This window comes from Deltaproteobacteria bacterium (assembly GCA_005879535.1).
GTDB lineage: Bacteria > Myxococcota > Myxococcia > Myxococcales > 40CM-4-68-19 > 40CM-4-68-19.
This window is the reverse complement of sequence record VBKI01000053.1, coordinates 176,320-202,286: the sequence shown is the minus strand read 5'-3', so window position 1 is coordinate 202,286 and position 25,967 is coordinate 176,320. Positions and strand designations below refer to the sequence as shown.

Here is a 25,967-nt window from a genome sequence, read left to right as displayed (position 1 = left end):
CAACTGGATTTCACTGGCGGTGTCTTTGAAAATGGCAGTCCCGTTGGTAGGTAACTTCCCGTTGCAGCGAACCGGGCGAAGGGCGTCGGAGCGAGTTATCCACTCGACCGTGGTCAGGGAAGTCGGGCGCCGGATCCGCCAGCTCCGGATGTCGCGCTCCGGGCGCATGACGCAGGAGGATCTCAGCGAGCGTGCGCGGATCAGCGTCTCTTTCCTCTCGATGATCGAGCGCGGCGAGCGCTCCCCGCACCTGGAGACGCTCGCCGCCATCGCCGAAGCGCTGGAAGTCCGGATGGCCGATCTCTTCCTCGACGATCGCGAGAGCGCCAACGTCGAAGCGATGTATCGGCCGCTGATCGACGCGTGCCGGAAGCACAATCTCGGCAAGCGCGACGTCGATCGGCTCGTCTCCGTGGTCCGCACGATGTTCGCCGCTTGACGCTGCGGCCGTACCCCGGCACCGTGGGGTCCCATGTCCGGGCTTCGGGAAGAACCGCGGGGAGCGGCGCGCTGGCTGGTCCTCGATCGGCCTGCGCAGCGCAACGCGCTTTCCAGCGAGCTCATCGCGACGTTGCGGGGCGCTCTCGTGCGGGCCGATGCCGACGCGCAGGCCCGCGTCATCTGCGTCACTGGCTCCGGAGAGCAGGCTTTCTGCTCCGGTATGGATCTCGCCTCCAGCGCCGCAGCGTCGGAAGCCTCCGGGATCGAGGCGTACGAAGCGCGGCGCGCCTACGCGGGGTTGCTGGCGGAGCTCTCCCGGCTGGGCAAGCCCGTCGTCGCGGTGGTGAACGGCGCCGTCATCGGAGGCGGCATGGGGCTGCTCGCCTCCTGCGATCTCGCGGTCGCCGTCGACGATGCGCAGTTCGGAACGCCCGAGGTGGACGTGGGCCTCTTCCCGTACATGGCGCTGGCGCCGTTGTCGCGCTGTATCGGGCGGCGGGCCGCCCTGGAGCTGGCGCTGACCGGACGCCGCATCGACGCCGCGGAAGCGCTCTCGCTCGGGCTCGTCAATCGCGTGGTGCCGCGCCCCCGGCTGTCGGACGCCGTGGGCGAGCTGCTCGATCTTCTCGTCCGCAAAAGCCCTGCTGCATTGCGTCTCGGCCGCCGCGCGTTCTACGCCACGCAGGACCTTCCTTACGAAGCGCAGCTCGAGGCGCTCTGCGCCCAGCTCTCGATCAATGCGCGGCTCGAGGATGCGGCGGAGGGCATCGCCGCGTTCCTGGAGAAGCGCCCGCCGGAATTCAAGGGACGCTGATGGGCCTGGACAAGGTCGTCGTCACCTGTGCGCTGACCGGCGTGCTCGCCAACCGCGACCAATGCCCGTGGGTCCCGTACACGCCGGAGGAGATCGCCGAGGAAGCGCGCCGCGCGTACGAAGCAGGGGCCGCGGTGGTCCATATCCACGCCCGCACGGACGAGGGTAGCCCGACCTACGAGCCGGCCGTCTACGCCGCGATCCGGCGCGAGGTCGAACGGCGCTGCCCGGTGATCCTCAACTTCTCCACCGGCGGCCTCGGTCCGATGGAGGGCCGCGTCGCGCACATCGCCCAGGTGCGCCCCGCGCTCGGCGCGCTGAACATGGGCTCGATGAACTACGCGAAGTACTCCGCGAAGCGGAAGGAGTTCGTCTTCGACTTCGTCTTCGAGAACCCGTTCCGGGACATCTCGTATCTGCTCGCCGTCATGAAGGAAGCCGGGGTGAAGCCGGAGCTGGAATGCTTCGACGTCGGCCACACCAACTCCGTCTGGCCGCTGCTCGACAAGGACCTGCTCAAGCGGCCGCTGCAGTTCAGCTTCATCATGGGCGTCCTCGGAGGCATCCGCGCCACCGCCGAGAACCTCGCGGTGCAGGCCCGCGAGGCGCCCGAAGGCAGCACCTGGGAGGTGATCGGCATCTCGCACGAGCAGTGGCGGATGGTCTGTGCGGCGCTGGCGCTGGGCGGGAACGTACGCGTCGGCCTGGAAGACAACTTCTATCTCGACGTCCAGGGAACGCGGATGGCGCGCTCCAACGGCGAGCTGGTCGAGAAGGCGGTCCGGATGGCCCGGGACATCGGCCGCGAGCCCTCGACGCAGCGGCGTCTTGACACGCCGCGCTAACACCCCTATCCAACCTTCACCGCTGAGGAGGAGCGCCGTGAAGAAGATCCGCCTGCTCACCCCTGGTCCGACGCCCGTCCCGGAGAGGCTCTCCTTGCGGATGGCGCGGCCCATAGTCCACCACCGCTCGCCGGAGTTCGAGGCCGTTTTCGGCCGCGTGCGCGAGGGGTTGGGCTGGCTCTTCCAGACGAAGCAGGACGTCCTCGTGTTCGCGGCCAGCGGGACCGGCGCGATGGAGGCCGCCTTCGTGAACTTCCTGCGCAAGGGCGACACCGCCGTGGTCGTCGACGGCGGCAAGTTCGGGGAGCGCTGGGGCAAGTTCGCCAAGGCGTACGGGGTGAACGCGGTCACGCTCAAGTGCGAATGGGGACATCCCGTCGACCCGGCGGCGGTGACGAGCGCGCTGCGCGAGAACCCGCAAGCCAAGGCCGTGTACGTCCAGGCCAACGAGAGCTCCACCGGCGTCTACCACCCGATCCGCGAGCTCGCCCAGGTGACGGCGAAGACCGGCGCCATCCTGGTGGTCGATGCCATCAGTGGACGAGTGGGGCATCGACGTGCTGGTCAGCGCCGGGCACAAGGCCCTGGGCCTGCCGCCGGGGATCGCCTTCCTCGCCGCCGGAGAGAAGGCGTGGAAGCTGAACGAGTCGGCCGATCTGCCTCGCTTCTACTTCGACATCAAGCGCGAGCGCGAAAACCAGCGCAAGAACCAGACGGCGTGGACGCCCGCCATCGCGCTGGTGGAAGGCCTCGACGAGTCGCTCGCCATGTTCCGCGAGGAGGGCCTGGAGAACGTCTTCGCGCGCCATGAACGGATGGCCCGGGCGGCGCGCGCCGGCATGCAGGCGCTGGGGCTGACGCTCTATTCGAAGAGCCCCTCGTCCGCGATGACCACCGTGGTGGCGCCCGACGGGGTCGATTCCGAAAAACTCGTCAAGCACCTCTTCAACCGATACGGGATCAAGCTCGTGGGCGGGCAGGACGGCGCCAAGGGAAGGATCTTCCGCATCGCCCACCTCGGATACTTCGACGACTTCGACATGCTGGTGGTGATCGGCGCCGTCGAGCGCGGCCTGCACGACCTCGGGGCCCGCGTAGAGCTCGGAGCGGGACTGGCGGCCGCGCAGCAATCGTTCGCCGGAGGCCGCTGATGCGCATCCTCATCTCCGACGATCTCTCTCCCGAGGCGAAGACCATTCTCGAGCGCATCCCCGGGGCGCAGGTCGACTTCCGCACCGGACTGAAGCCCGCCGAGCTGAGGGAGGTCATCGGCGGGTATGACGCGCTCGCGGTCCGCAGCGCGACCAAGGTCACCTCCGATCTGCTTGCAGCGGCGACCCGGCTGCGGGTGATCGGGCGGGCTGGCACGGGCGTGGACAACATCGATCTCAACGTTGCCACCCGTCGTGGCGTGGTGGTGATGAACGCCCCCGGCGGCAACAGCGTCTCCGTCGCAGAGCACACCGTCGCGCTCCTTCTCGCGCTCGCCCGCCAGGTCGCCGATGCCTCGCAGAGCACCCGCGGCGGCAAGTGGGAGAAGAAGAAATTCGCCTCGGGGCGGGAGCTGTTCGGCAAGACGCTGGGCGTGATCGGCACCGGGAACATCGGCGCCCTGGTGGTCCAGCGTGCCAAGGCGTTCGGGCTCAAGGTGATCGCCTACGACCCGTTCCTCAGCGAAGAGGCGGCGGCGAAGCTGGGCGTCGAGCTGGTGCAGCTGGCGGAGATCTTCCGCCGCAGCGACGCCATCACGCTGCACGTCCCGCTGACGGAACAGACGAAGAACATGATCGGCGCGGCGCAGATCGCGCAGATGAAGCCGGGAGCGCTCCTGATCAACTGCGCCCGCGGCGGCCTCGTCGACGAAAAGGCGCTGGCCGGGGCGCTCCAGTCGAAGCGGCTGGGTGGCGCGGCACTGGACGTCTTCGAGACGGAGCCGCCGCCCGCCGATCACCCGCTCTTCGCCTGCGAGAACTTCATCGGCACCCCGCACCTCGGCGGCAGCACCGAGGACGCGCAGCAGAACGTCGCGGTGATCGTCTGCGAGGCGATGGTCGAGTACCTGACCACGGGGACCGTCCGCAACGCCGTGAACGTGCCTTCGGTGACCGGCGAGGTGCTGGAGCGGCTGGGACCCTTCCTCCGCCTGGCGGCGAAGCTGGGCACGTTCGCCGGCCAGCTCGCGACGCAGGGCGCGTGCGGCGCGCCCGAGCAGATCGAGATCGCCTACGCCGGCGAGGTGGCGCAGCACCCGACGGCGCCGCTCACCGCCGCGGTCCTCAAGGGCGTTCTCGGCACGTTCCTCGCCGAACCGGTCAACGAGGTTTCGGCTCCAGCGCTGGCGCGCGAGCGGGGGCTCTCGGTGCAGGAGGTGAAGACCAGCGATACGCCCGACTTCGCCAGCCTCCTCACGGTCCGCCTGCGCTGCGGCAAGGAGATGACCACCTCGGTGTCCGGGACCATCGTGGGAAAGCGGGAGCCGCGCCTCGTCCGCGTGGACAAGTTCGAGCTGGAGGCCGTGCCGGACGGCGCAATCCTCGTCATGCACAACGACGACAAGCCCGGCGTGATCGGCAACGTCGGGCGGACGCTGGGTGAGGCGCAGGTGAACATCGCCCAGTTCGCTCTCGCCCGCGACCGGAAGAGCGGAGAGGCGCTGGCGCTGGTGAACGTCGACTCGGTCGCCGCGCCCGACGTGCTCGAGCGTCTGCGCAAGCTCCCGAACGTGCGCAGCGTGCATCAGGTCAACCTGTGAAGCCGACCGCCGCGCTGGCCATCGCGCTCCTGCTCGGGTGCTCTCGCGGGCGGCAAGAGCAGCATGCCGCCGCCCCCAGGGCCGCGGCGCCGGTCGATGCGGGTCCGCCCGCCGTGTCCACGGCGGGAGCGGACATCTCCTGGCTGGTGGGAACCTGGGAACGTCAGTCGGCTCCCAAGGACTGGCTGCTCTTCAACGCGCCCAAGGAGGCAGCGGTGCTCTCGGGCAAGCCGCCCACCGTGACCGCGCGGGGCGAGTTCTCCCCGGCCGGCCGCTCGATCTCGATCTTCATCCGCGGATCGGGCGGCGCGCTGACCGAGCGCGTCTTCGAAGCATCGGCGGATCATTCCGAGCTGCAGGAGCAGGGCGCGACTCCAGCCACGTACCGCCGCGGCGCGCCCCCGTGATAGGGACATCTCCATGTCCAACGTGGTGATCGTCGGCGCGCAGTGGGGCGACGAAGGGAAGGGGAAGGTCGTCGACCTCTTCACCTCCTGGGCCGACGTGGTGGTGCGTTACCAGGGAGGGGCGAACGCCGGGCACACGCTGGTGGTCGGCGGCGTGAAGACGGTGCTCCACCTCGTCCCGAGCGGCGTCCTGCACCCGGGCAAGAAGTGCATCATCGGGAACGGCGTGGTGGTCGATCCCGAGGCGCTGATGGAGGAGATCGATCTTCTCCGCAGCCGCGGGCTGCTCGCCGACCCGGCGCAGCTCGTGGTGAGCGACAACGCCCACGTGATCCTGCCGTACCACAAGCGCATCGACGCCGGCCGCGAGAAACAGAAGGCCATCGGCACCACCGGTCGCGGAATCGGCCCCTGCTACGAGGACAAGGTAGCCCGCCGCGGGATCCGCATCCGCGACCTCCTCAAGCCGCCGGCGCTGCAAAACAAGCTCGACGATCGCCTGAAGGAGGCCAACTCGCAGATCAAGGCCCTGGGCGGCGAGACTTGCGAGCTGCAGCCCCTGATCGAGTGGGCGCTGGAGCTCGGCGAGCGCATGCGCCCGTACGTGGGCGACGCGAGCGAGGTCCTCTCCCACGAGGTGGCGAGAGGCCGCGCCGTCCTCTTCGAGGGCGCCCAGGGGACGCTGCTCGACATCGATCACGGTACGTATCCGTACGTCACCTCGTCGAACACCGTCGCCGGCAATGCCGCCGTCGGAGCGGGACTGGGTCCGACGGCCATCCACTCGGTCATTGGAATCACCAAGGCGTACACCACGCGGGTCGGCAACGGCCCGCTTCCGACCGAGCTGACCGACGCCACCGGCGACAAGCTGCGCAAGATCGGCGCGGAGTTCGGCGCCACCACCGGGCGCCCGCGCCGGTGCGGATGGCTGGACGCCCTGGTCCTGCGCTACGCGGCGCGGGTGAATGGGCTCTCCGGGCTGGCGATGACCAAGCTGGACGTGCTCACCGGCTTCGAGAAGCTGATGGTCGCCATCGGCTACAAGCTTCCCAACGGAAAGACCGTCACCGAGTTCCCCTCCGACCCCGAGCTGCTCGAGCAGGCCCAGCCGATCTACGAGGAGCTGCCAGGCTGGAAGGAGCGGCTCGGGGATCAGCGCGAGTACCGGGAGCTGCCCGAGAATACCCGGCGGTACATCGAGCGCGTCGAGCAGCTCGTCGGCGTCGAAACCATCGCCGTGTCGGTTGGCGCCGAGCGGGCCCAGACCATCGTTCGCAAGAATCCATTTCGGCATCCCTGAGGGATGAGGGCGGAAGCATGGGAGAAGCGATCATCATCGATGCGGTCCGGACCGCCCGTGGCAAGCGGAAGGGCGCGCTTTCGTCGCTGCACCCTGTCGATCTGCTGGCGCGCACGCTGACCGGCGCGCTGGAGCGCGCCAACGTGAGGCCCGAGGACGTCGACGACGTGATCATGGGATGCGTCACGCAGGTGGGCGAGCAGGGGATGAACGTCGCCCGTGGAGCGGTGCTGGCGGCGGGCCTCCCCGTCGAAGTGCCCGGCACCACCGTGAACCGCTTTTGCGGCTCCGGCCTGCAGGCAGTGAATTTCGGCGCACAGGCGGTGGGCAGCGGCGCCGCACAGCTGGTGGTGGCCGGCGGAGTCGAGCACATGACGCGGGTGCCGATGGGGTCCGATGCCATCGGGGGCGACGGCCCCGCCTCGCCCGGTCTGGTGGAGCAGTGGCCCAATCTCGTGCCGCAGGGCCTCTCCGGGGAGATGATCGCCGCGAAGTGGGGATACAGCCGCCGCCAGCTCGACGAGTTCGCGGTCTCCTCGCAGCGCAAGGCCGCCAACGCCATCGAGCACGGCTGGTTCTCCCGCGAAATCCTTCCGCTCAAGCTCGGCGAGCGGACCTTCGACCGCGACGAGCATCCTCGCCCGGGCACCACTCTCGAGGCGCTGGCTGCGCTGAAGCCGTCGTTCAAGGAGGACGGCGTCCTGCACGCCGGCAACTCTTCCGGGATCGTCGACGGCGCCGCCGCGGTCGTGATCGCCTCGAAGGGCCGGGCGCGGTCGCTCGGCTTCAAGCCGCGCGCGCGCATCATCTCCATGTCGGTCGCGGGCAGCGACCCGGTGCTGATGCTGACCGGACCGATCCCGGCCGCCCGAAAGGCGCTGGCGCAGGCCGAGCTGTCGATCGACGACATCGACATCTTCGAGATCAACGAGGCCTTCGCGCCGGTGCCCATCGTCGTCGCGCAGGAGCTGGGGATTCCCATGGAGAAGGTGAATCCCAACGGCGGTGCGATTGCGCTCGGACATCCGCTGGGCGCGACCGGTGCAATGCTGCTCGCCACCGCGCTGCACGAGCTGGAGCGGACCGGGCAGCGGCGGGCGCTGATCACGCTGTGCATTGGCTACGGGATGGGGATCGCGACCATCATCGACCGTAAGATCGACTAGCGCCTCCCCGCAGCGGAGCTGCGGGGTTTGGCGCTATTGCTCTTGGCACGGCCTGTTGTGCGCGACGGTGGTCCCGGGTGCGCGGGCCGCGAATTTTGGTCCCGCCGGATCCGCCGGTACTCTCCAGGCATGTCCTTCTTTGTCGCCGTCCTGCTCGCCGCCGACGCCCTCTCGCTGGTGAGCGCGGGTGACAAAGCGCTCGCGGCCAGGGATTTCCGCGACGCGCTCTTCGCCTACCAAGACCTGACGCGCGAGGACCCGGGCAGCGCCACCGTCTGGGTGAAGCTCGGCGAAACCTACGCGCGCATGGGGCACGACCTGGAGGCCGTGGAATCGTTCTCGCGCGCCCTCCGTCTCGAGCCGAGGAACGCAAGGGCACAGCAGGGCATCGGCGCCTCGCGGGAGAGGATGGCGGCGCTCGCTCCGCCGAAGCCGGCCGCCGACGCCGCGCGGATCGCCAGCTACGCCCCGTCGCAGCGCGAGACCGCTCCGTCGCAGCCCGAGATGGCTCCGCCGAAGCCCGCGGTCGACGAAGCGGGCGCTCGCGAGCGCTACACCGTGGCGGTCCGGATGATCAATGAGCGCAACTACAGCGAGGCCCTGACCGCCCTGGATGAGGCGCTCCGCCGCAAGCCCGGATATGCCGTGGCGCTCGTTGCGCGCGGGTCCGCCCGGATGGGTCTGCTCGACTACGACTCGGCTGCCGCCGACTACTCCGCTGCGCGCGGGGCGGATCCGTCGCTTGCCTCGCCGCTGTTCGGGCTCGCCGAGGCGTACCGTGCGCTCGGTCAACCGAGCAGGGCTGCCCAGCTCTACCGGGAGTATGCGAGCAGCCCTGCGCCAGATGTGCAGTCAGCGCTCCGGGACTATGCTTTGCGCAACGCGCAGTCGCTGACGGGTCCGTAGCTCTTCGCACAACCCCGTGTCGCTGCCGTGACGCGGCTGAGCGAGGAAGCGTTGCGCGCAGGCTGGCTGCGATCTATGTCTCGCGGCGCGGTCGTACTCCGAACCACATCCGATGACGAAACGTTCGAAATCCAGCGCTGGCGCGCCCATTGAATCGGGTGCGACACCTGACGTTGCTTCGCCGACGCCGGATCCTCCGGACCGGCCGGCTCCGGATACGGCCCGCACGGCCGCAGCGCCCGCGCCGCCGGCGAAGAACGGGCAGGAGCGGGGCAGCGCGCAGGAAGTGCACGACCAGCACCGCGGGGAACCTTCGCACCCCGGGATTCCGCTTTCGCCGCCGGGCATCGTTCCGGAGTCCGACGTCCGCGTCCATACGCCGGCAGCCGCGGCGCCACAGCCGGAGCACGGACACGTCAACGAAGGGCTGGGAGAGCTTCCCTGGGCCTACGGGGATGCGCGGCTCGTGGGGCTGGTTCGCGATCCGACGACCCTGTTCGTCTATTGGGACTTCTCGCCGCAGCAGATCGAGCAGGCCTTCATGGGCCTCGGCCCGGCCCGCTCCGTGCTCAAGCTGTGGAACGCGCGGAACGGCAGCGGCGAGCTGGTGCGCGAGACCGAAGTGCACCTCGACGCCCGCGGGTGGTACGTGCGCGACTTGCCCGCAGGGATCGAGCTTCGACCGGAGCTGTGGGCGGTGGGCGAGCGCGGCGCCAGGCTGATGCGGGCCGCCAGGCCGATCCGGCTGCCTCCGGCGATTCCCTCCGACCAGCTCGAGGCGTTCTACCTGCGTCTGGCGCTCGACCAGCCGATCGCCTCAGGCATCTCCGCAGGGCGCGCGCTCAACTACGGCGGCGCCGCGCCGGCGGGCTGGGAGCGGCGGCTGCAGCCGCGTCCGTTCAGTGGGTCGAGCGTCGGCGGACCGTTCGGCTCGAGCCCGGGCGGCAAGCTGCCTTGGAGCGCGACGCACATGATCCCCGATCTGGATGGGGACGACCAGTGAGCTACGGCGCCCTCTCGATCGTCCTTCATGCCCACCTCCCGTACGTGCGGCATCCCGAGTATCCCGAGTTCCTGGAAGAGGACTGGCTCTACGAGGCGATCACCGAGACGTATCTTCCGCTGCTCGAGGTGTTCGACCGCTGCGTCGACGACGCGATCCCTTTCCGGATCACGATGACGCTGACGCCGCCGCTCGTCGGCATGCTCCGCGACGAGCTCTTGATGTCCCGGTACGCGAAGCGCCTCGATGCGCTCTGCGAGCTCTGCGACAAGGAAGTGCACCGGACCCGCGGTGACGCGCGCTTCGGACCCCTCGCATGGCACTACCGCGAGCACCTCTACCACCTCCGCCGTCTCTTCCACGATCGGTACCGGCGCGATCTGGTGAGCGCCTTCAAGCGTCTGCAGGACGCCGGGGCGGTGGAGATCATCACCTGCGGCGCGACGCACGGCTTTTTGCCGCTGATGGTCCATCCCGAGTCGATCCGGGCGCAGATCCAGGTCGCCTGCATGCACTACCGCATGCACTTCGGGCGGGACCCCCGAGGGATCTGGCTGCCGGAATGCGGCTACGCGCCGGGGATCGATCGCTATCTCGCCGCCGAGAACATCCGCTTCTTCTTCGTCGACTCGCACGCGCTGGCGAACGCCGTGCCGCGGCCGCGGCGAGGAGTGTACGCGCCGGTGTACACCCCGAGCGGCGTCGCCGCGTTCGCGCGGGATCCCGAGAGCTCGATGCAGGTGTGGAGCGCCGAGCACGGATACCCGGGGGACCCCGTCTACCGCGAGTTCTACCGGGACATCGGCTGGGACCTCGATTACGACTACATCCGGCCCTACATCCAGTCGACCGGCGACCGGAAGAACACCGGCATCAAGTACTTCCGGATCACCGGCAAGGTCGCTCTCGGAGAGAAGGAGCCCTACGATCCCGCCGCGGCGCGGGCGCGCGCCGAGGCGCACGCCGGCAACTTCCTCTTCAACCGCACCAAGCAGATCGAGTTTCTCCAGGCCTCGTTCCGGGAGGGCCCTCCGCCGATCGTGATCTCGCCGTACGACGCCGAGCTGTACGGGCATTGGTGGTACGAGGGCCCCATCTTCCTCGACCATCTGATCCGCAAGGCCGCCCGCGACCAGGACGTGCTGCGGCTGAAGTCTCCGGTCGATTATCTCTCCGAGCACCCCGAGCAACAGCTGGCGCAGCCGCCGATGTCCTCGTGGGGCGCCGGCGGGTACGCGGCGGTGTGGCTCGACGAAGGCAACGACTGGATCTACCGCTATCTACACAAGGCGTCCGAGAGGATGATCGAGCTCGCGCGCATGCATCACGACGCGAGCGGAGTCACCCGCCGGGCGCTCAACCAGGCAGCCCGGGAGCTGCTCCTCGCCCAGTCGTCCGACTGGGCGTTCATCATCAAGACCGGCACGATGGTCGACTATGCCGTGCGTCGGACGCGCGAGCACTTGCTACGCTTCTCGCGGCTCTACGACCAGCTGAAGGGTCCCGGTATCGATGAAGGCTGGCTGTCGAACGTGGAAGGGCGCGACAACCTCTTCCCGGAGATCGACTACCGCGTCTACCGTCCCACCTGACGACCGTCCGCTGTGCCTGTCCGTAGTTGAATGCATACCGTTCGCTCCGTTGAATCCTCAACGGAGGGACGATGACGCTGCGGGTGGCGCTCATCTCGACGCCTTTCGTGCCGGTGCCCCCCAAGGGATACGGAGGGACCGAGCTCGTGGTCGCCGAGCTGGCCAAGGCACTGACGGCGAAGGGAACGGACGTCGTGGTGTACGCGACCGGCGACTCCGACCTTCCCGGAATCGAAGTGCGCTCCTACTTTCCGGCCGCGCAATGGCCGCCGGACCGGGACATCGAGCGGGTCCACGCCACCTGGTCGCTGCGCGACGCCGCCCGCGATCCGCGCGGCTTCGATGTCGTCCACGTCCACTCGCCGGCGGCAGTGGAGATGGCGCGCATCTCTCCCTGGCCGGTGATCTGCACCCTCCACCACCATCACGTGCCAGAGCTCAGCGACCTCTATGCGCGCACGCCCGAAGTGAGGCTGATCGCCATCAGCCGATCGCAGGCGCGGCAGGAGACGGCCAAGGTCGCTGCCGTCGTCCACCACGGCCTGGATCCCTCGCGCTATCGCCCGATGGACGACCAGGGTTATCTGCTCTTCCTCGGGCGCTACGACCGGGTAAAGGGAGTGGCGGCGGCGATCGAGGTCGCCTCCCGAGCCAGGCTGCCGCTGGTGATGGCAGGCGAGCCGCATGAGCGCGATTACTTCGATGCCGAGGTGCAGCCGCTGATCGCGCGGCACGGCGTGCTCGAGCTCGGACCCGTGGGCGGCAGCCGCAAGGCCGCGCTGCTCGCCCGCGCCCGCGCGCTCCTCTTCCCAATCGAATGGGAAGAGCCCTTCGGCCTGGTGACCATCGAGGCGATGTTGAGCGGCGTTCCCGTGCTGGGGACGTCGCGCGGAGCGGTGCCGGAGATCCTCGACGACGGCATCACCGGCGTGATCTGCGACGATCCGGCGGAGATGGTGGCCGCCGCCCGGATCGCCGACAAGCTCTTCGACCGCCGGCGGATCCGCACAGGGGCTATCCAGCGCTGGTCGGCGGCGCGGATGGCCGACGACTACCTCGAGCAGTACCGCCGGGCGCAGGCCGAGCCATTCGTTGCCGCAGCCGACGCCGCGGCAGCGGAGGGCTGAGGTGCGCGACGGCACGCTGACGACCGTCGGCGCGGCCGAGCTGCTCGGCTACGAGGATCTGGGCTCGCTGCCGGAGTCCACGGGCACCGACAAGCTGGTCCTCAAGCGCGGCAACCTCTTCGCCGTCACGGGGCGCGTCGGAGACATCTGGCCGCCTGGCGCGCGCGACCAGGGCGCCTACTTCGAGGACACCCGCTTTCTCAGCAAGCTGCGCCTGACGGTGGCCGGCGGACCTCCGGTCGTGCTCTCGACCCAGACCCGCGCCGAGTACACCTCGCAGGTCGACCTGACCGTCACCAGCACCCACTTCGGCGGCGTGTTCCAGGATCCGGTGAACTTCCTGCACATCCGCCGCGAGCAGCTCATCGACGATCATTTCGTCGAGCGGCTGACGCTGACGAACTACCTCGTCCGGGACATCGACTACTGGGTCGACTACGAGTTCGCCTCCGACTTCGCCGATCAGTTCGAGGTCCGCGGCGCCAGGCGGCGCGAGCGCGGGACGTATTTCCATCCCATCGTGTCCGAGGACCGCGTCGTCTTCTGCTACCAGGGCCGGGACGGCGTCCTCTATCGCGCCGAAGTGTTCTTTCCAGGGCGCTCTCCCGACGAGATCGCAGGCGGCCACGCGCGGTTCCACTTCCACCTCGGCCCGAACGAGTGCGCAGGGTTGGAGCTGCACGCGCTTCCCTCGCTGCACGCCGTCCGCTCCGGGACGTCGGTGCGCGAGGCCGCGGATGCCGCGCGGCAACCCGGGTACCGGCCGCCGCCCATCGTCAGCGAGGAGCCGGACGCGGGCTGGCTGTATCCCGGGTCGCACCCTCCCTCCCAGCCGCCGGCGCCGAGGAGATTCGACGAGCGGGTTGCGCGCGCGCGCGCGGACTACCGGCAGTGGGCGGAAGCGAGCGCGAGGTTCGAGACCAACGAAGAGGCGCTGAACTGGGCCCTGGCGCAGGCGGTCGCCGATCTCAAGGCGCTCTCCGTGTTCTGGGACGGGCGGCGCGTCATCTCCGCCGGCGTCCCCTGGTACGCCTCGCCGTTCGGCCGCGACGCGCTGATCACGGGGTTCCAGGCGCTGCCCGTCAATCCGGACATCGCCCGCGATGCCCTGTTGTTCCTCGCCGCGCACCAAGGAAAGAAGGCCGACGACTTCCGGGAGGAGGAACCAGGCAAGATCCTGCACGAGATCCGCCGCGGCGAGCTGGCGCGTACCGGCGAGGTCCCGCACACGCCGTACTACGGCAGCGTGGATTCGACGCCGCTCTTCCTGGTCCTCTACACGGAATACATTCAGTGGACGAACGACCAGGCCACCGCGCAACAGCTCCTTCCCGCGGCGGAAGCGGCGCTGCGCTGGATCGAGCAGTCCGGCGACAAGGACGGCGACGGTTTCATCGAGTACCAGCGCAAGACGGAGCGCGGTCTCCGCAACCAGGGCTGGAAGGATTCCTGGGACGGCGTCCCCCACCCCGACGGCACCCCCGCCGAGCCGCCCATCGCGCTGGTCGAGGTGCAGGGATACTGCGCCGATGCGTGGCGGCGGATGGCGCGCCTGTACCGGCAGCTCGGCCGGCGCGAAGACGCCGCGCGCTGCACGAGCTCGGCGCAACAGCTCGTGCGCCGCCTCGACGAGGCCTTCTGGATGGAGAAGGCGGGGCACCTGCTGTTCTCGCGCGCGGTCCCCGAGGTGCGCGCCCGCAGGGTCGCGCGGACGCTGCTGTCGCCGGACAGCTTCTCCGGGTTCGGAATCCGGACGCTGGCGAAGGGGCAGCGGCCGTACAACCCGCTCAGCTACCACAACGGCACGATCTGGCCGCACGACAACTCGCTGATCGCGATGGGGCTGTCGAACTATGGCATGCAGAAGATCGCTGCGCAGGTGCTCGCAGGCGCGTACGACGCGTGCCGCCAATTCCGCCACTATCGCCTCCCGGAGCTTTATTGCGGCATGGGGCGCGCGGAGGGAGACCTGGTGGTCAGCTATCCGGTCTCTTGCTCCCCGCAGGCGTGGGCCTCCGGAGCGCTCTTCCTGATGCTGCGCGCCTGCCTCGGCATTTATCCCGACGCGCCGAGGAAGACGCTCAAGATCGTGAACCCGCACCTGCCGAAACCGCTCGAGCGGGTGAGGCTGGAGCGGCTGCGCATCGGAGACACGCGCGTGAGCGTGGAGTTCACCTGCACGGGCGATTCGTGCTTCGCCGCGGTACGCGAGATGGAAGGCGAGCCGCTGGCGATCCGGATCGAGCTCGGCGCTCACCGCGACGAGGCGTAGGAACTCCCTTACCCAGCGGAAGCGCTTTTCCTACGCAACCTGTCGTTCCCGGAACGCCGGCGCGATCCGGCGCCACCGGGGGACGCGCTTGCGCGCCAGGGCGAACACCTTGCGGCCCCGCTCGGTCTGGCCGAGCGCTCTCAGGAACATGGCGCCCAAAAGGGCGATGAAACCGCCAGGAAGGACGATCGCCGCGAGGATGAGCGCCAGTTTCCGGTTCACGCGAGGAGGGGGTGCACGAGGGGTGCCAGTGCGAAACTCCCTGCGCGGTGCGTGGCATGTTACACAACGCGCGATGGCTCACGCGCTGCAGACCGTCGAGGACGCGGCGGAACGCCTCCGCGGCGCGGGTTACCTGCCGTCGCCGGAGATCGCGACCAGCGCCTTTCTGGCCGACCGGCTGGAGAAGCCGATCCTGGTCGAAGGTCCCGCGGGGGTCGGCAAGACCGAGCTGGCCCGGGCGCTCGCCCAGGCCACGGGTCGCACGCTCTTGCGGCTGCAATGCTACGAGGGCCTCGACGAGTCCAAGGCGCTGTACGAGTGGGAGTACGCGAAGCAGCTTCTCTACACGCAGCTGCTCAAGGACAAGATCGCCGAGACCATCGCCGGAACGGGAACGTTGGCGGAAGCGGCCGAACGGATCGCCAGCTCCGACGATCTCTTCTTCAGCGAACGGTTCCTGCTCCCTCGACCGGTCCTCGCGGCCATCCGATCGAAGGACCCGGCACTGCTGCTGGTGGACGAGATCGACAAGGCCGACCCGGAGTTCGAGGCGTTCCTTCTCGAGGTGCTCGCCGACAGTGCCGTAACGGTGCCCGAGCTGGGCACCGTCCGGGCGGTGCACACGCCGCGCGTCGTCCTGACCTCCAATGCAGCGCGCGAGCTGTCGGATGGGCTCAAGAGGCGATGCCTGCACCTGTACATCGATTTCCCCACGCCACAGCGCGAGCTGGAGATCGTGCGTTCGCGCGTTCCCGGCGTGGCCGATCAGCTGGCGCGGAAGGTGGTCGCGGCGGTGCAGGCGGTGCGGAAGCTCGATCTGAAGAAGCCGCCGTCGATCAGCGAGACGCTCGACTGGGTGCGCGCGCTGACGATCCTGAACGCCGCGACGCTCGAGCCGCAGCTGGTGGCGGATACGCTGGCGATCATCCTGAAGTACGAGGCGGACATCGCGAAGGCGCGGGACCACCTCGCGTACATCGCGGGGGCTGAGTTTCGGTAAGGCCTTACCGATGTCGTCCGTCGAAGAGCGCCGACTCTCGCCGGGCCTGCGCCTGGACCTGCTGGTCGACGTATCCGGGATAGCCGGCTCGTACCGAATGGTCGCTGACGTCGCTCAACTCGACCCCGGCCTTCTTGTCGCCCACGACGAATCCGCCGCGCGACTTGAACATGAGATAGACCGCCGGGTCGTCCACCGACATCCCCTGTTCCGCGGTGCGGTAGCTGTCCTCGCTGACCTGGATGAGAACCGCGCCCGGCGACACCTGCCGCGCGCCGGTGAACCTGAACGTCTTGAGCTCGGATTCGCGGTTCGCCCAGGGAGCGAGATTGTGGCGCTCCACTCCGGTGCGCCGCCTCATGTGGGCGATGACGACCAGCGTCCTCGCATGCGTGAGCCGCCGGGCTCCGTCCCAGTCCTTGCGCACGACCCGCGACAGGTATTGCTGCAGCGTCGCCTTGGCGAGGAACACGTCGGGCGATTCCTCGTTGACCATCGACTGGACGCCGGCCTCCCCGGACCGGTCGGCCGCGGGCGCCACGGAGGAACCGGCGCCGAGAACCAGGACTGCGAAAAGCATCGAGTTTTCCTCCCCCTGACCCACCCGACCCTGCAGCCGCCGCAAGGCGGTCCGCCCCCGGGGCGGAGGGTGCGCATCGGCGGAAGGCGCTGCAAGGGGCGCAGTGCGTCAGGCACTCGCCCGATGGAGCGGCGTAGCCATCGAGACCCGGTCCCGCCCGAGTCGTTTGGCTTCGTACAGCGCGCTGTCGGCTTTGTCGATGAGGCCGACAACGTCCTGTGCGTCGGTGTCCAGTGTTGCAACGCCGACAGAGATGGTCACCGAGAGCGCAGGATGGCCCTCGGGACCGGGGACGGTGGTGGCGGCGACCGCACGGCGCAGCTTCTCCGCGACCTCGAACGCCTCGGGCTTGGCGACGCGCGGCAGCACCACGCAGAACTCCTCGCCGCCATAGCGGGCGACGACGTCGATCTTGCGGATGGTTCGCCGCAGGGCCAGTGCGACGCCGCGGAGCACGCCGTCTCCGACGCTGTGGCCGTGCGCGTCGTTGATCCGCTTGAACAGATCCAGGTCGATCATCAGGACGGAGAGCGGGTCTCCGAACCGCAGCGACCGCGACAGCTCGTTCTCCAGGCGGAGGAAGAGCTGCCGCCGGTTGGGAACGCCGGTGAGCGGGTCCGTGAACGACAGCTCCAGCGTCTGCTGGTAGAGGCGGGCGTTGGCGATGGCCAGCGCCGCCTGGGCGCCGATGGCTTCGGCGAGGCGGATTTCCTGGGCGCTGAAGTCGTCCTCGCGCGGGCGGTTGAGGTTCATCACCCCTAGGATCCGCCCCTTGCTCCGCAGCGGCGCGGCCAGGAAGGAGCCGGCGCTGGGGTCCTTGCCTTTGTGCTGCAGGTAGCGCGGGTCCTTGGCGACGTCCTTGACGTAGACGATCTGACCGCGCGCGGCCACCTCGCCGGTGATGCCCTCGCCGAGATGGAAGCGCATGCCGCGGGCGTTCCGCGGGGCGTCGCCCGCGACGGCCTCGACGACCAGCTGATCGGTCGCATCGTCGACGAGCATCACCGAGAACTCGCTGACCCCGAACCGCGCGCACACCTGGCGCCCGAGAGTCGCGAGCAGCTCGGGAAGATCGAGCGTTCCGGAGATGGCGTTGGAGACTTCCAGGAGAAGCTCCATCTCGCCGACGTGCGCGCCGAGGCGTTCGTTCACCGCCTGGAGCTCGGCCTGCAGCGACAGATCGCGCTCCATCCGCGCCATCGAGGCGCGCGTCTCGATGTCCGTCACGGCCATGTCGGTGATCCGCGAGAGCATCGTGTTGAAGCTGCGGGCGAGCCTCCCCAGCTCGTCCTCGGTCTGTACCCGGGCGCGGACGAGGAATTCGCCGAGCTCGGCCCGAGCCATCACCCGCGAGAGCGCCTGGATGGGCTTGAGCAGGAAATGACGCGCCGCGAGAGCGATGGTCATCCCTGCGAACGTGAGCGCCAGCAGGGTGCCGAGGATGGCGCCGGTGCGCAGCTCGTCGAACGCCATCGCCGGGTTACGCAGGGCGATGCGGTGGCTGTGCGCGACGAGAGCGCCGAGACCGGTGAGGAGCACCAGAGCCGAGGGGATGGCCGAGGCGAGGATGAGCTTGAGGGCGAGCGATCGGCGGATACGCGAGAGCACGAGCAGCCGATTGTACCGCCTCTGTGCCGCACTGGCTGCGGGTGGGTGCGAAACGCACATTACGGACCTCGAAGGAGGCCGCAATGCGCTGTCAGGAAATCATGTCGAAGAACCCCGCAACCGTGCAGATGAACGCCAACGTCCAGGAGGTCGCGCGCCTGATGGCGGACAAGGACATCGGGTTCGTCCCCATCGTCGACCAGTCCGGAATTGCCGTCGGCACGGTGACCGATCGCGACATCGTCATCCGCGTGGTGGCGAAAGGCGTGGACCCGAAGTCGGCGAAGCTGAGCGATTTCGGGGGCAACGAAGTTGTCTGCTGCCGGCCGGAAGAGGACGTCGACCGCGCACGCCAGCTCATGCAGCAGCGGAAGGTGCAGCGGATCCTCGTCTGCGACGCGCAGAAGAAGCCGGTGGGCGTGATCAGCCTGCAGGACCTGGCGCAGTCGGAGAGCGAGGGCGAGGTTGGCCAGACGGTCCGCGGTGTGAAGGAGGAAGGTTCGACAGCTCGCCATTAGCCGCTGCCGCACCGAAACGGCTTTGCGGCTACCGCTCGAGGCTGTACACGTTTTTTGCTTGCCGACGTTCACTGCGGCACGCTGCGCGCAATGCGTGCGGCCGCGGTCGTCGTTCTCTGCGCAGGCCTCGCCGTACAGGCCGAGGAGATCCGCATCGAGGTCGCGCGCGGCCAGCGCGCGGCGCGCATCGAAGCCGGGGGACGCAACCACGCGCTCGCGGTCGTCGATTCCGTCCTGACCGTGGACGGCAAAGCGGTCGCCTCCGCGGAGTTTCCCGGGCCGGTTCGAGTGGACGGCCGCGAGCTGCCCGGGCGCCTGGAGGTGTTCATCGACCGCGGCGCGCTCGTGGCCGTGAATGCGGTCGACCTCGAGCAGTACGTCGCGGCGGTCGTGGCCAGCGAAGTGTCCCCGAAGTGGCCGGCGGAGGCGCTCCGCGCGCAGGCGGTGGCGGCGCGCACGTTCGCCGTCGCGCAGAAGGTTGCGCAAGGCCCCGGCGCTCGCGCGCATCTCGGCTCCTCCGTGCTCGACCAGGTCTACCGCAACGCCGCCCGCCCGCCGCAGCCCGCGCTCGACGCGGCGCGGTCGACCGCCGGCGAGGTCCTGACCTATGGAGCGGCGCCGATCGCCGCGTGGTTCAGCGCCAGCTGCGGTGGGGTGAGCGAGAGCGCGGAGGCGGCGTTCCATCTCGAGCCGGGCGCCGCGCCGTACATTCGCGGCGGCGACAGCGACGACGATCGGAGGGAGTGGACAGTGCGGTTGCCGCTGGCGGAGATCACCGCGGCCTTGCGGAAAGCGCAGCGGATCCAGGCGGAGATCCGCGGGGTCGCTGTCGAGACGCGCACGGCCAGCGGGCGGGCGAAGGATCTGGCGCTGGCGACGTCTTCGGGAACGCGGCCGCTGTCCGCCGTCGAGCTCCGGCAATTGCTCGGCTACAACCGGATCCCCTCGCTGCTCTTCGAGGTGAGCACGGAAGGAGCCACGGCGCTCTTCCGAGGCCGGGGGAGCGGCCACGGCGTCGGCCTTTGCCAGTGGGGCGCGCGGAGCAGGGCGCTGGCGGGCGCCGGCTACCGCGACATCCTCGCCCACTACTATCCGGACGCCGAGGTCCGCCGCATGTACTGAGTTGCATCGCGGTAGAGCAGGACGAGCCCGGTCAGCGGGAGCGGATAGAGAAGGACGCGGATCAGCGTAGAGGCAGCGGGGCGCCACGGGCCCGCCGGAAGAAGCGCGGCTGCCGCGGACCCCAGGACCGAGAAGGCGACGATCAGCGCCCAGAACAGGAATGCGTGCGCCCAGCGCCCACCCAGAAGGCGCCAGGACCGCTCCAGCGCCGCACGTCCCGACATACCCTCGAGGATGACGAGAGGCGGCGCCAGCGAGAACCCCGCTGCGAGCACGACGCCGGGCAGGATGAAGAAGACCGCACCCAGCGCCACCAGCGCCGCGCCCAGGAGACCGGTTCCGAAAAGTGCGCCGAGGCGCGAGGCGACCACCGCCCAGGCGTGCCCCGGTCCAGCGGTCTTGCGCTCGACGAATCCGAGCACCAGCGGCACCGCCGCGGCGTGGGCGAGAAAGAGCCCCGCCAGCAGCAGGCCGGCGACGATGGCGGTGGCGTACGCAATCGGCAAGAGGTTTTCGAAGATGTGCCGCGCATCGACCGCGGCTCCGCCCTCGAACGCCTCACGGCCGAGCTGCCGCGTCCGCTCGTCCCGCGCTTCGGTGCTGGCGGGCGGCTTGTCCCGCAGATCCTGCTGCTTCTGCTGGATCTGTTCGCTGTGCGTCTGCGCCTCGGCGAATCCACCCGATCCGAGAGAGGCGAGGCCGAAGACCACGGCCCCTGCCGCGAGCAGGTTCGCCGGCAGCAGCGCGACCGCGCAGGTCAGGACCAGCGTGCCGAAGTGCCTGCCATACACCGCCAGCGCTTCCCGGAGCACGGATCCATCTTACGCCGCGCGCAGCTCGGGCTCACGCACCAGCGGCGCGGCACCCAGGGCGCGGCGGTAGAGCGCGCCGTGGCCTTGCGCCATCCGGTCCATGGAGAGATCGGTCTCGACGCGGCGCCGGCCCCGCAGTCCCATCTCGCGGGCCTGCTCCGGCGACGAGAGCAGCGTCCGCAGCGCACACGCGAGCGCGTCAGCGTCGCCGAACGGTACGAGAAAGCCGTTGTCGCCGTCGTGCACCAGCTCGGGATTTCCACCCACGCGGGTGGCGACGATGGGCAGTCGCGCCGCCATCGCTTCCATCAGCGCGTTGGACAAGCCCTCCGCGCTCGAGCACAGGCAGGCGGCGCCGGCGCGCGCGAGGATCCCGGGGATGTCCAGCCGGTGTCCCAGGAGCAGCACGCGCTCCGCGAGGCCGAGCCGCGCGATGCGCTCGGCGAGGTGCTCGCGCTCCGGCCCTTCGCCGGCGCAGAGGAAGCGCACGTGGTGGAGCTCCTCGGGGAGGCGGGCAACGGCCTCGACGAGCGTGCGGTGGCCCTTGACGGGCCAGAGGTTGCCGATCACGGCGACCGTCGGCATGTCGTCGGGAACCGGCAAGGGAGCCTTCAACCCCTGCGCGGCGAGCGCGTCGAAGCTCTCGAGGTCGATTCCGTTGCGCACCACGACGCAGTTCTCGGGCTTCACGCCTTCTTCCCGGATGCAGACCTCGCGCACTGCGTCGGCGTTGGTCACCACCAGGTCGGCGAAACGCGCGGTGAGCTTCTCCGTCTCCCGATGCCACCGGCCGAATCCCGCGCGCAGATGGCCGAGGTCGAGGCGGCTGATGACGGACTTCGCTCCGGACAGTCGGGCGGCCGCGAACCCGAGCAGGTTGGTGTTGAAGTCGGTGGAGTGGACGATCCGGATTCCCTCGGCGCGGATCAGCGCGGCCATGCGCGCGACCTGCACCGCAGTGTTCGCCTGCAGCAGCGTGCCCTTGAGGGAAAAGACCTCGGGCTCGTATCCCATGGCCCGGACGGGCTCGAGCATCGGGCCCGAGGTCTCCAGGCAACCGACGACGGCGCGGAACCCGGCCGGGTGGCGGCGCAGACGCTCGACGAACTGGCGCTCGGCGCCCCCGATCCAGAAGCGGTTCACGAGGTGCAGCACCGGAATGTCGGTCGAGAGCATGGTAGCTCGCAGGGTGTGCATCGCCGTTCCCATCCGCGAGTCCCTTGACAGCGCGCTGCGTTTCGCAGACGACACCGCCCTCCATGATCAAGCCCGTGGTCGCCGCCATCGACATGGGATACGGCCACCTGCGGCCCGCCGCCGCTCTCGCCGACCATCTGGCGACGGAAGTCGTCCAGATGGACGCTCCGCCGGTGGGCAGCAAGCGCGACCGGGCGTTCTGGGCCGGTATCAGAAAGCTGTACGAGCCCCTCACCCGGATGTCGCAAGCCCCGACGGCGGGCGCTCCGATGCGTGCGCTGCTGAACACCATCACGGCCATTCCGTCCCCTGCACCCAAGCGCGATCTGTCCGGGCCGACGCAGGGCACCCGCTGGATGCGCAGCGCGGCCCGCGCCGGCGTCGGGCGCGCGCTGGCCCGGTACCTGCGCGAGTCGGGCGCGCCGCTGATCGCCACCTTCTACGCCGCGGCCATTCTGGCGGAGATGCACGGCGCCGAGCGGCTGCACTGCGTGATCACGGACAGCGACGTGAATCGGGTCTGGGCGCCTCCGGACTCGAAGCGCACCAGCATCCTGTATTTCGCGCCGGCGGACTCGGCGCGGCGCCGGATGGAATCGTACGGCGTTCCGCGGTCGCGCATCCGGGTGACCGGATATCCGCTGCCTCCCGAGCTGGTCGGCCGCGACCGGGCCGCGCTGAAGAGGAACTTCCGCGCGCGGATGGAGCGCATCGCAAGGAAAGGAGAGGCGCCGCTCATCGTCTTCGCCGTCGGCGGCGCGGGCGCGCAGGTGCCACTTGCAAAGACGCTGATCTCGGGAATGGAGAAGCAGATCCGCGACGGGACCCTGCGGCTGGCGCTGGTGGCCGGCGTGCGCAAGGAGGTGGCTTCGGCGCTGAGCGCGGAGCTGGCCGGGCGCGGGCTTGCCGGGCACGGAGGGACGGAGCTGCTGTACGATCCGGAAGTGTTCTCGTACATCCGCCGGTTCAACGCGCTGATCGCGCGCGCCGATGCGCTGTGGAGCAAGCCCTCCGAGCTGACGTTCTTCGCCGCTCTGGGTCTGCCGTTCATCGCCGCGCCGCCGGTCGGGGAGCACGAGGCGCGCAACCTGCGATGGGCCACGGATCGCGGCGCCGCGCTTCCGCAGCACGATCCCACGCTCGCCGGGCAGTGGCTGCAGGAATGGGTCGAGGACGGGGTGCTGGCGAGCGCCGCCGAAGCAGGCATGTGCCTGCCGCAAATGGGCGTCTACGAGATCGCCGATCAGGTCGACAACGCGTAGGTTATAGAAGCGCCCTCGTGGACGTCGCCGAATTCGACTACGAGCTGCCCGAGGAACTGATCGCGCAGGCGCCGTTGCCGGAGCGCGACGCTTCGCGGCTGCTGTTCCTGCCGCGCACCGAGGGCGCCCTGCAGCACCGGGCCGTGCGCGAACTTCCCGGCCTGCTCCGCCCGGGCGACGTGCTGGTGGTGAACGACGCGCGCGTGATCCCGGCGCGCCTGCACGGCCACAAGGAAGGCAGCGGCGGGAAGGTGGAGCTGCTGCTGGTCGAACCGCTCGCGGAGGGAGAATGGCTCGCGCTCGGGCAAGCATCCAAGCCGCTGCGGGAAGGGATGCGTGTCGACGTCCTCGGCACCTCGATCGGGATCGCGCGGGTCCTGGGCGGTGGCGAGCTGGTCGTGCGCCTGCCGCTGCACGGCGATGCGCTGTGGGACTTCCTCGATCGGTGCGGCGAGCTGCCGCTGCCGCCGTACATCCGGCACGCTCCAGGGCCGACGGATCGGGAGCGTTACCAAACCGTGTTCGCGCGCGAGCGCGGCGCCGTGGCGGCGCCCACCGCCGGGCTGCACTTCACTCCGGCGCTGGTGGAAGCGCTCCGCTCCCGGCGCATCGTCGTCGCCCCGATCACGCTGCAGGTGGGTCCGGGCACTTTCCTGCCGGTCCGTTCGGCGCGCGTCGAGGACCACCGCATGCACCGCGAGCGGTACTTCGTTCCTGAAGAGACCGCGCGCGCGTTGCAGGGCGCCGGGCGCGTGATCGCGGTCGGAACGACGGCGCTGCGGACGCTCGAGGCCTGCGGCGGCCGCCCCGGACCTGGAGCGACCGACCTGTTCATCACGCCGGGGTACGAGTTCCGGATGGTGGACGGCCTCTTTACCAACTTCCATCTGCCGAAGAGCACGCTCTTCATGCTGGTCGCGGCCTTTGCCGGACTCGACCGGATCAAGTCTGCCTACCGCGAAGCGATCGCCGCCCGCTACCGCTTCTTCTCCTACGGCGACGCGATGCTGATCGCATGAAGTTCACCGTCACCCATACCGACGGCACCGCGCGCCGGGGCAAGCTCCTGCTCCGGCACGGAGAGGTCGACACGCCGCAGTTCATGCCGGTGGGGACCGCCGCGTCCGTGAAGGCGATTGCTCCCGACGATCTGCAGCGCATCGGCGCGCAGATCGTCCTGGCGAACACGTACCACCTGCTGCTTCGTCCTGGCCCCGCGCTGGTGGCGGAGATGGGTGGACTGCACCGGTTCATGTCCTGGGACCGCAACGTCCTCACCGATTCGGGCGGCTTCCAGGTCTACTCGCTTGCCGAACAGCGCCGGATCACCGAAGAGGGCGCCGTCTTCCGCAGTCACCTCGACGGCAGCCGGCAGGAGCTGACTCCGGAGAGCGCGACGCGCATCCAGTTGCAGCTCGGCGGCGACGTCCTCATGGCCTTCGACGAGTGCCCTCCTTCGCAGAGCCCGCGCTCGTACCACGAGGAGTCGCTGGCCCGGACGACGCGGTGGGCGCGGCGGTGCAAGGAGACCTGGCTCCTGGAGGATCCGCGGAGCGACCGCGCCCTGTTCGGGATCGTCCAGGGCGGGCTCCACCAGGACCTGCGCGTCCGCCACGCGCAGGAGATCGCCGCGCTGGACTTTCCCGGCAACGCGCTCGGCGGGTTCTCCGTCGGCGAGGAGCCGCAGGCGATGTGGGAAGGAATCGAGCGCGCCGCGCCCCTGCTGCCGGCGGACAAACCGCGATACCTGATGGGCGTCGGCACCCCGGAAGATCTGCTGCGCTGCGCGCTCGCGGGCATCGACCTCTTCGACTGCGTGCTGCCCACCCGCGTCGCGCGCAACGGCCTGTTGTTCACGCGTCGCGGGCGCCTCCAGATCAAGGCCGCGCGCTATGCGCGCGATCCCGGGCCTCCCGATCCGGAATGCCGCTGCTACACCTGTGCCACGTTCTCCCGCGCCTACCTCCGGCACCTCTTCGCCGCGCAGGAGCTGCTCGCGTTCAGGCTGAACAGCATCCACAACCTCACCTGGTATCTCGATCTCATGAAGGGGGTGCGCGACGCGATCGAACGCCGCGAGGCGGGGAAATACGCGAGCAGCATTCTGGAAAGGTTCACCGGGGGGGAGTAAGACACCAAGGTAGGAGGTTGAGCAGGAGGTGGATCACCGCAGCTTCCATCTCGCCGCCGTGCATGAGCTGGTGGCAGGCGGTACCGGGTTCACCCCCGTCCTGTGGGGTGAGCTCTCGGGATTGCCACTGTCCGATCTACTGAGTGTACTTGCCCACGGCCGGCAGACGGGCTTGCTGCTGGTGCGGGGGCGCGATGCGAGCGAGCGGGCGCTCGGTGTCGTCAAAGGCCAGGTCACCTGGGCGGCATCGTCGGCGACCGACGAGCGGGACATTCGGGAGGTCGGGTTCGGGCTCGTCCGTTTGCATCACGGCCAGTTCACCTTCATCAGGACACCGGAGGGCGTCCTGCCCGAAGGCGAAGGCGAGTCCGCCACCGAGCTTCTCCTGGAAGGAATGCACCGGCTGGACGAAGAGACCCGCCGCGCGGGGACCGGGCGCGCCGCGAGCTGATCGGCGCCGCTGCCCGTTTGCCCATCCGGGGCGTGGGTGCTAGAAGGTCCGGCCCCGATTTCGGGCGCAAAACAGGAGAATTGCCGCCGTGTTTGCCTTGCTCGCCCAGGCCGCCGATCAGCAGCAGTCGCCCTTCGGCGCGTTCGGATTGTTGGTGCCCGCTGCACTGTTCTTCGTGATCTTCTACTTCATCGTCATGCGCCCGCAGGCTCGCCAGCAGAATGTCCACAAGACCTTCCTCGAGAAGCTGGGGAAGGGGGACGAGGTGATCACCTCCGGGGGCGTGGTCGGCAGGGTGGACCGCGTCGCCGGCGACCTGGTGTTCGTCGAGGTGGCGAACAACGTGAAGCTGCGCGTGCTCAAGGCGCAGATCCAGGGGCCGTACAAGACGGTCGAGGAATCCAAGCCGGCCGAAGAGCCCGCCAAGAAATAGGGA

At 69.4% G+C, this 25,967-nt stretch carries 25 protein-coding genes and 1 pseudogene; 21 read left to right on the top strand and 5 right to left on the bottom strand.

Annotated features, from left to right (window positions below; genetic code table 11):
• The first annotated feature begins 31 nt into the window (after positions 1-31).
• The 13 genes and pseudogenes from E6J58_08080 to E6J58_08020 all read left to right on the top strand — a co-directional run bounded on the left by E6J58_08080 (position 32) and on the right by E6J58_08020 (position 14,628).
• Entirely contained in the window at positions 32-439 is a 408-nt protein-coding gene (locus E6J58_08080) for a helix-turn-helix transcriptional regulator (protein ID TMB39365.1), read from the top strand.
• A 33-nt stretch (positions 440-472) separates the two neighbouring features.
• Positions 473-1,255, top strand: a complete 783-nt coding sequence (locus E6J58_08075; protein TMB39364.1) for a crotonase — start codon at positions 473-475, stop codon at positions 1,253-1,255.
• Positions 1,255-2,100 carry a 3-keto-5-aminohexanoate cleavage protein gene (locus E6J58_08070; GenBank protein TMB39363.1) on the top strand — a complete coding sequence of 282 codons (846 nt, stop codon included), beginning with the start codon at positions 1,255-1,257 and terminating at the stop codon, positions 2,098-2,100. The genes E6J58_08075 and E6J58_08070 overlap by 1 nt, the downstream gene beginning before the upstream one ends.
• A gap of 37 nt (positions 2,101-2,137) precedes the next feature.
• Positions 2,138-3,251 (top strand): annotated as a pseudogene (locus tag E6J58_08065) (alanine--glyoxylate aminotransferase family protein).
• Positions 3,251-4,852 (top strand): phosphoglycerate dehydrogenase, encoded by a 1,602-nt coding sequence (locus E6J58_08060; protein TMB39362.1) that lies wholly within the window; start codon positions 3,251-3,253, stop codon positions 4,850-4,852. Before E6J58_08065 ends, E6J58_08060 begins: the two are co-directional and overlap by 1 nt.
• Positions 4,849-5,259 carry a hypothetical protein gene (locus tag E6J58_08055; protein ID TMB39361.1) on the top strand — a complete coding sequence of 137 codons (411 nt, stop codon included), beginning with the start codon at positions 4,849-4,851 and terminating at the stop codon, positions 5,257-5,259. The genes E6J58_08060 and E6J58_08055 overlap by 4 nt, the downstream gene beginning before the upstream one ends.
• Positions 5,260-5,272: 13 nt before the next feature.
• Positions 5,273-6,562 carry an adenylosuccinate synthase gene (locus E6J58_08050; protein TMB39360.1) on the top strand — a complete coding sequence of 430 codons (1,290 nt, stop codon included), beginning with the start codon at positions 5,273-5,275 and terminating at the stop codon, positions 6,560-6,562.
• Positions 6,563-6,579: 17 nt separating this feature from the next.
• Positions 6,580-7,728 (top strand): thiolase family protein, encoded by a 1,149-nt coding sequence (locus E6J58_08045; protein TMB39359.1) that lies wholly within the window; start codon positions 6,580-6,582, stop codon positions 7,726-7,728.
• Positions 7,729-7,857: 129 nt separating this feature from the next.
• On the top strand, positions 7,858-8,634 hold the full coding sequence (locus E6J58_08040) for a tetratricopeptide repeat protein (GenBank protein ID TMB39358.1): 777 nt from the start codon (positions 7,858-7,860) through the stop codon (positions 8,632-8,634).
• 112 nt (positions 8,635-8,746) lie between these two features.
• Positions 8,747-9,637 carry a DUF4912 domain-containing protein gene (locus E6J58_08035; protein ID TMB39357.1) on the top strand — a complete coding sequence of 297 codons (891 nt, stop codon included), beginning with the start codon at positions 8,747-8,749 and terminating at the stop codon, positions 9,635-9,637.
• Positions 9,634-11,229 (top strand): DUF1957 domain-containing protein, encoded by a 1,596-nt coding sequence (locus E6J58_08030; protein ID TMB39356.1) that lies wholly within the window; start codon positions 9,634-9,636, stop codon positions 11,227-11,229. Before E6J58_08035 ends, E6J58_08030 begins: the two co-directional genes overlap by 4 nt.
• 71 nt (positions 11,230-11,300) lie before the next feature.
• Positions 11,301-12,356, top strand: a complete 1,056-nt coding sequence (locus tag E6J58_08025; protein ID TMB39355.1) for a glycosyltransferase family 4 protein — start codon at positions 11,301-11,303, stop codon at positions 12,354-12,356.
• Between the two features lies 1 nt (position 12,357).
• Positions 12,358-14,628 (top strand): amylo-alpha-1,6-glucosidase, encoded by a 2,271-nt coding sequence (locus E6J58_08020; protein TMB39354.1) that lies wholly within the window; start codon positions 12,358-12,360, stop codon positions 14,626-14,628.
• A gap of 30 nt (positions 14,629-14,658) precedes the next feature.
• Here E6J58_08020 and E6J58_08015 read toward each other — a convergent pair whose 3' ends face one another.
• Positions 14,659-14,850, bottom strand: coding sequence for a hypothetical protein (locus E6J58_08015; protein ID TMB39353.1), 192 nt, complete (start codon positions 14,848-14,850; stop codon positions 14,659-14,661).
• Positions 14,851-14,923: 73 nt separating this feature from the next.
• Here E6J58_08015 and E6J58_08010 point away from each other — a divergent pair, with 73 nt between their 5' ends.
• A complete protein-coding gene (locus E6J58_08010) occupies positions 14,924-15,850 on the top strand; it encodes a MoxR family ATPase (protein TMB39352.1) in 927 nt (308 codons plus the stop codon).
• Between the two features lie 4 nt (positions 15,851-15,854).
• Here the strand turns inward: E6J58_08010 and E6J58_08005 are convergent, their stop codons facing one another.
• Entirely contained in the window at positions 15,855-16,430 is a 576-nt protein-coding gene (locus tag E6J58_08005; GenBank protein ID TMB39351.1) for a hypothetical protein, read from the bottom strand.
• Between the two features lie 108 nt (positions 16,431-16,538).
• Positions 16,539-18,098: a diguanylate cyclase gene (locus E6J58_08000; GenBank protein ID TMB39350.1), complete on the bottom strand. Its 1,560-nt coding sequence runs from the start codon at positions 18,096-18,098 to the stop codon at positions 16,539-16,541.
• Between the two features lie 23 nt (positions 18,099-18,121).
• Between E6J58_08000 and E6J58_07995 the strand changes: the two genes are divergently transcribed.
• Together E6J58_07995 and E6J58_07990 are read left to right on the top strand one after the other, a co-directional pair.
• Positions 18,122-18,556 carry a CBS domain-containing protein gene (locus tag E6J58_07995; protein TMB39349.1) on the top strand — a complete coding sequence of 145 codons (435 nt, stop codon included), beginning with the start codon at positions 18,122-18,124 and terminating at the stop codon, positions 18,554-18,556.
• A 90-nt stretch (positions 18,557-18,646) separates the two neighbouring features.
• Positions 18,647-19,678, top strand: a complete 1,032-nt coding sequence (locus tag E6J58_07990; protein TMB39348.1) for a SpoIID/LytB domain-containing protein — start codon at positions 18,647-18,649, stop codon at positions 19,676-19,678.
• Here E6J58_07990 and E6J58_07985 read toward each other — a convergent pair.
• Both E6J58_07985 and E6J58_07980 read right to left on the bottom strand, forming a co-directional pair.
• A complete protein-coding gene (locus E6J58_07985) occupies positions 19,645-20,490 on the bottom strand; it encodes a hypothetical protein (GenBank protein TMB39347.1) in 846 nt (281 codons plus the stop codon). The genes E6J58_07990 and E6J58_07985 overlap by 34 nt on opposite strands.
• 9 nt (positions 20,491-20,499) lie before the next feature.
• On the bottom strand, positions 20,500-21,699 hold the full coding sequence (locus E6J58_07980; GenBank protein TMB39346.1) for a glycosyltransferase: 1,200 nt from the start codon (positions 21,697-21,699) through the stop codon (positions 20,500-20,502).
• Between the two features lie 50 nt (positions 21,700-21,749).
• On the opposite strand from E6J58_07980, the gene E6J58_07975 reads away from it, so the two are divergent.
• The 5 genes from E6J58_07975 (at position 21,750) to yajC (ending at position 25,964) form a co-directional block, all read left to right on the top strand.
• Positions 21,750-22,949, top strand: coding sequence for a hypothetical protein (locus E6J58_07975; GenBank protein ID TMB39345.1), 1,200 nt, complete (start codon positions 21,750-21,752; stop codon positions 22,947-22,949).
• Complete coding sequence (gene queA, locus E6J58_07970; protein ID TMB39344.1) at positions 22,850-23,968, top strand: tRNA preQ1(34) S-adenosylmethionine ribosyltransferase-isomerase QueA; 1,119 nt, start codon at positions 22,850-22,852, stop codon at positions 23,966-23,968. The genes E6J58_07975 and queA overlap by 100 nt, the downstream gene beginning before the upstream one ends.
• The gene (gene tgt / locus E6J58_07965; GenBank protein TMB39343.1) at positions 23,965-25,080 is read left to right on the top strand and encodes a tRNA guanosine(34) transglycosylase Tgt; all 1,116 of its coding nucleotides are present in this window, start codon (positions 23,965-23,967) and stop codon (positions 25,078-25,080) included. The genes queA and tgt overlap by 4 nt, the downstream gene beginning before the upstream one ends.
• 28 nt (positions 25,081-25,108) lie before the next feature.
• Positions 25,109-25,531 (top strand): DUF4388 domain-containing protein, encoded by a 423-nt coding sequence (locus E6J58_07960; GenBank protein ID TMB39342.1) that lies wholly within the window; start codon positions 25,109-25,111, stop codon positions 25,529-25,531.
• A 79-nt stretch (positions 25,532-25,610) separates the two neighbouring features.
• Positions 25,611-25,964: a preprotein translocase subunit YajC gene (yajC, locus tag E6J58_07955; protein TMB39341.1), complete on the top strand. Its 354-nt coding sequence runs from the start codon at positions 25,611-25,613 to the stop codon at positions 25,962-25,964.
• Positions 25,965-25,967 lie beyond the last annotated feature (3 nt).

Coding starts and splice junctions, on each gene's coding strand:
- E6J58_08080 (TMB39365.1), top strand. CDS start 32: ATGGCAGTCCCGTTGGTAGGTAACTTCCCGTTGCAGCGAACCGGGCGA.
- E6J58_08075 (TMB39364.1), top strand. CDS start 473: ATGTCCGGGCTTCGGGAAGAACCGCGGGGAGCGGCGCGCTGGCTGGTC.
- E6J58_08070 (TMB39363.1), top strand. CDS start 1,255: ATGGGCCTGGACAAGGTCGTCGTCACCTGTGCGCTGACCGGCGTGCTC.
- E6J58_08060 (TMB39362.1), top strand. CDS start 3,251: ATGCGCATCCTCATCTCCGACGATCTCTCTCCCGAGGCGAAGACCATT.
- E6J58_08050 (TMB39360.1), top strand. CDS start 5,273: ATGTCCAACGTGGTGATCGTCGGCGCGCAGTGGGGCGACGAAGGGAAG.
- E6J58_08045 (TMB39359.1), top strand. CDS start 6,580: ATGGGAGAAGCGATCATCATCGATGCGGTCCGGACCGCCCGTGGCAAG.
- E6J58_08040 (TMB39358.1), top strand. CDS start 7,858: ATGTCCTTCTTTGTCGCCGTCCTGCTCGCCGCCGACGCCCTCTCGCTG.
- E6J58_08035 (TMB39357.1), top strand. CDS start 8,747: ATGACGAAACGTTCGAAATCCAGCGCTGGCGCGCCCATTGAATCGGGT.
- E6J58_08025 (TMB39355.1), top strand. CDS start 11,301: ATGACGCTGCGGGTGGCGCTCATCTCGACGCCTTTCGTGCCGGTGCCC.
- E6J58_08010 (TMB39352.1), top strand. CDS start 14,924: ATGGCTCACGCGCTGCAGACCGTCGAGGACGCGGCGGAACGCCTCCGC.
- E6J58_08005 (TMB39351.1), bottom strand. CDS start 16,430: ATGCTTTTCGCAGTCCTGGTTCTCGGCGCCGGTTCCTCCGTGGCGCCC.
- E6J58_08000 (TMB39350.1), bottom strand. CDS start 18,098: ATGTGCGTTTCGCACCCACCCGCAGCCAGTGCGGCACAGAGGCGGTAC.
- E6J58_07995 (TMB39349.1), top strand. CDS start 18,122: ATGCGCTGTCAGGAAATCATGTCGAAGAACCCCGCAACCGTGCAGATG.
- E6J58_07990 (TMB39348.1), top strand. CDS start 18,647: ATGCGTGCGGCCGCGGTCGTCGTTCTCTGCGCAGGCCTCGCCGTACAG.
- E6J58_07980 (TMB39346.1), bottom strand. CDS start 21,699: ATGGGAACGGCGATGCACACCCTGCGAGCTACCATGCTCTCGACCGAC.
- E6J58_07975 (TMB39345.1), top strand. CDS start 21,750: ATGATCAAGCCCGTGGTCGCCGCCATCGACATGGGATACGGCCACCTG.
- queA (TMB39344.1), top strand. CDS start 22,850: ATGGGTCGAGGACGGGGTGCTGGCGAGCGCCGCCGAAGCAGGCATGTG.
- tgt (TMB39343.1), top strand. CDS start 23,965: ATGAAGTTCACCGTCACCCATACCGACGGCACCGCGCGCCGGGGCAAG.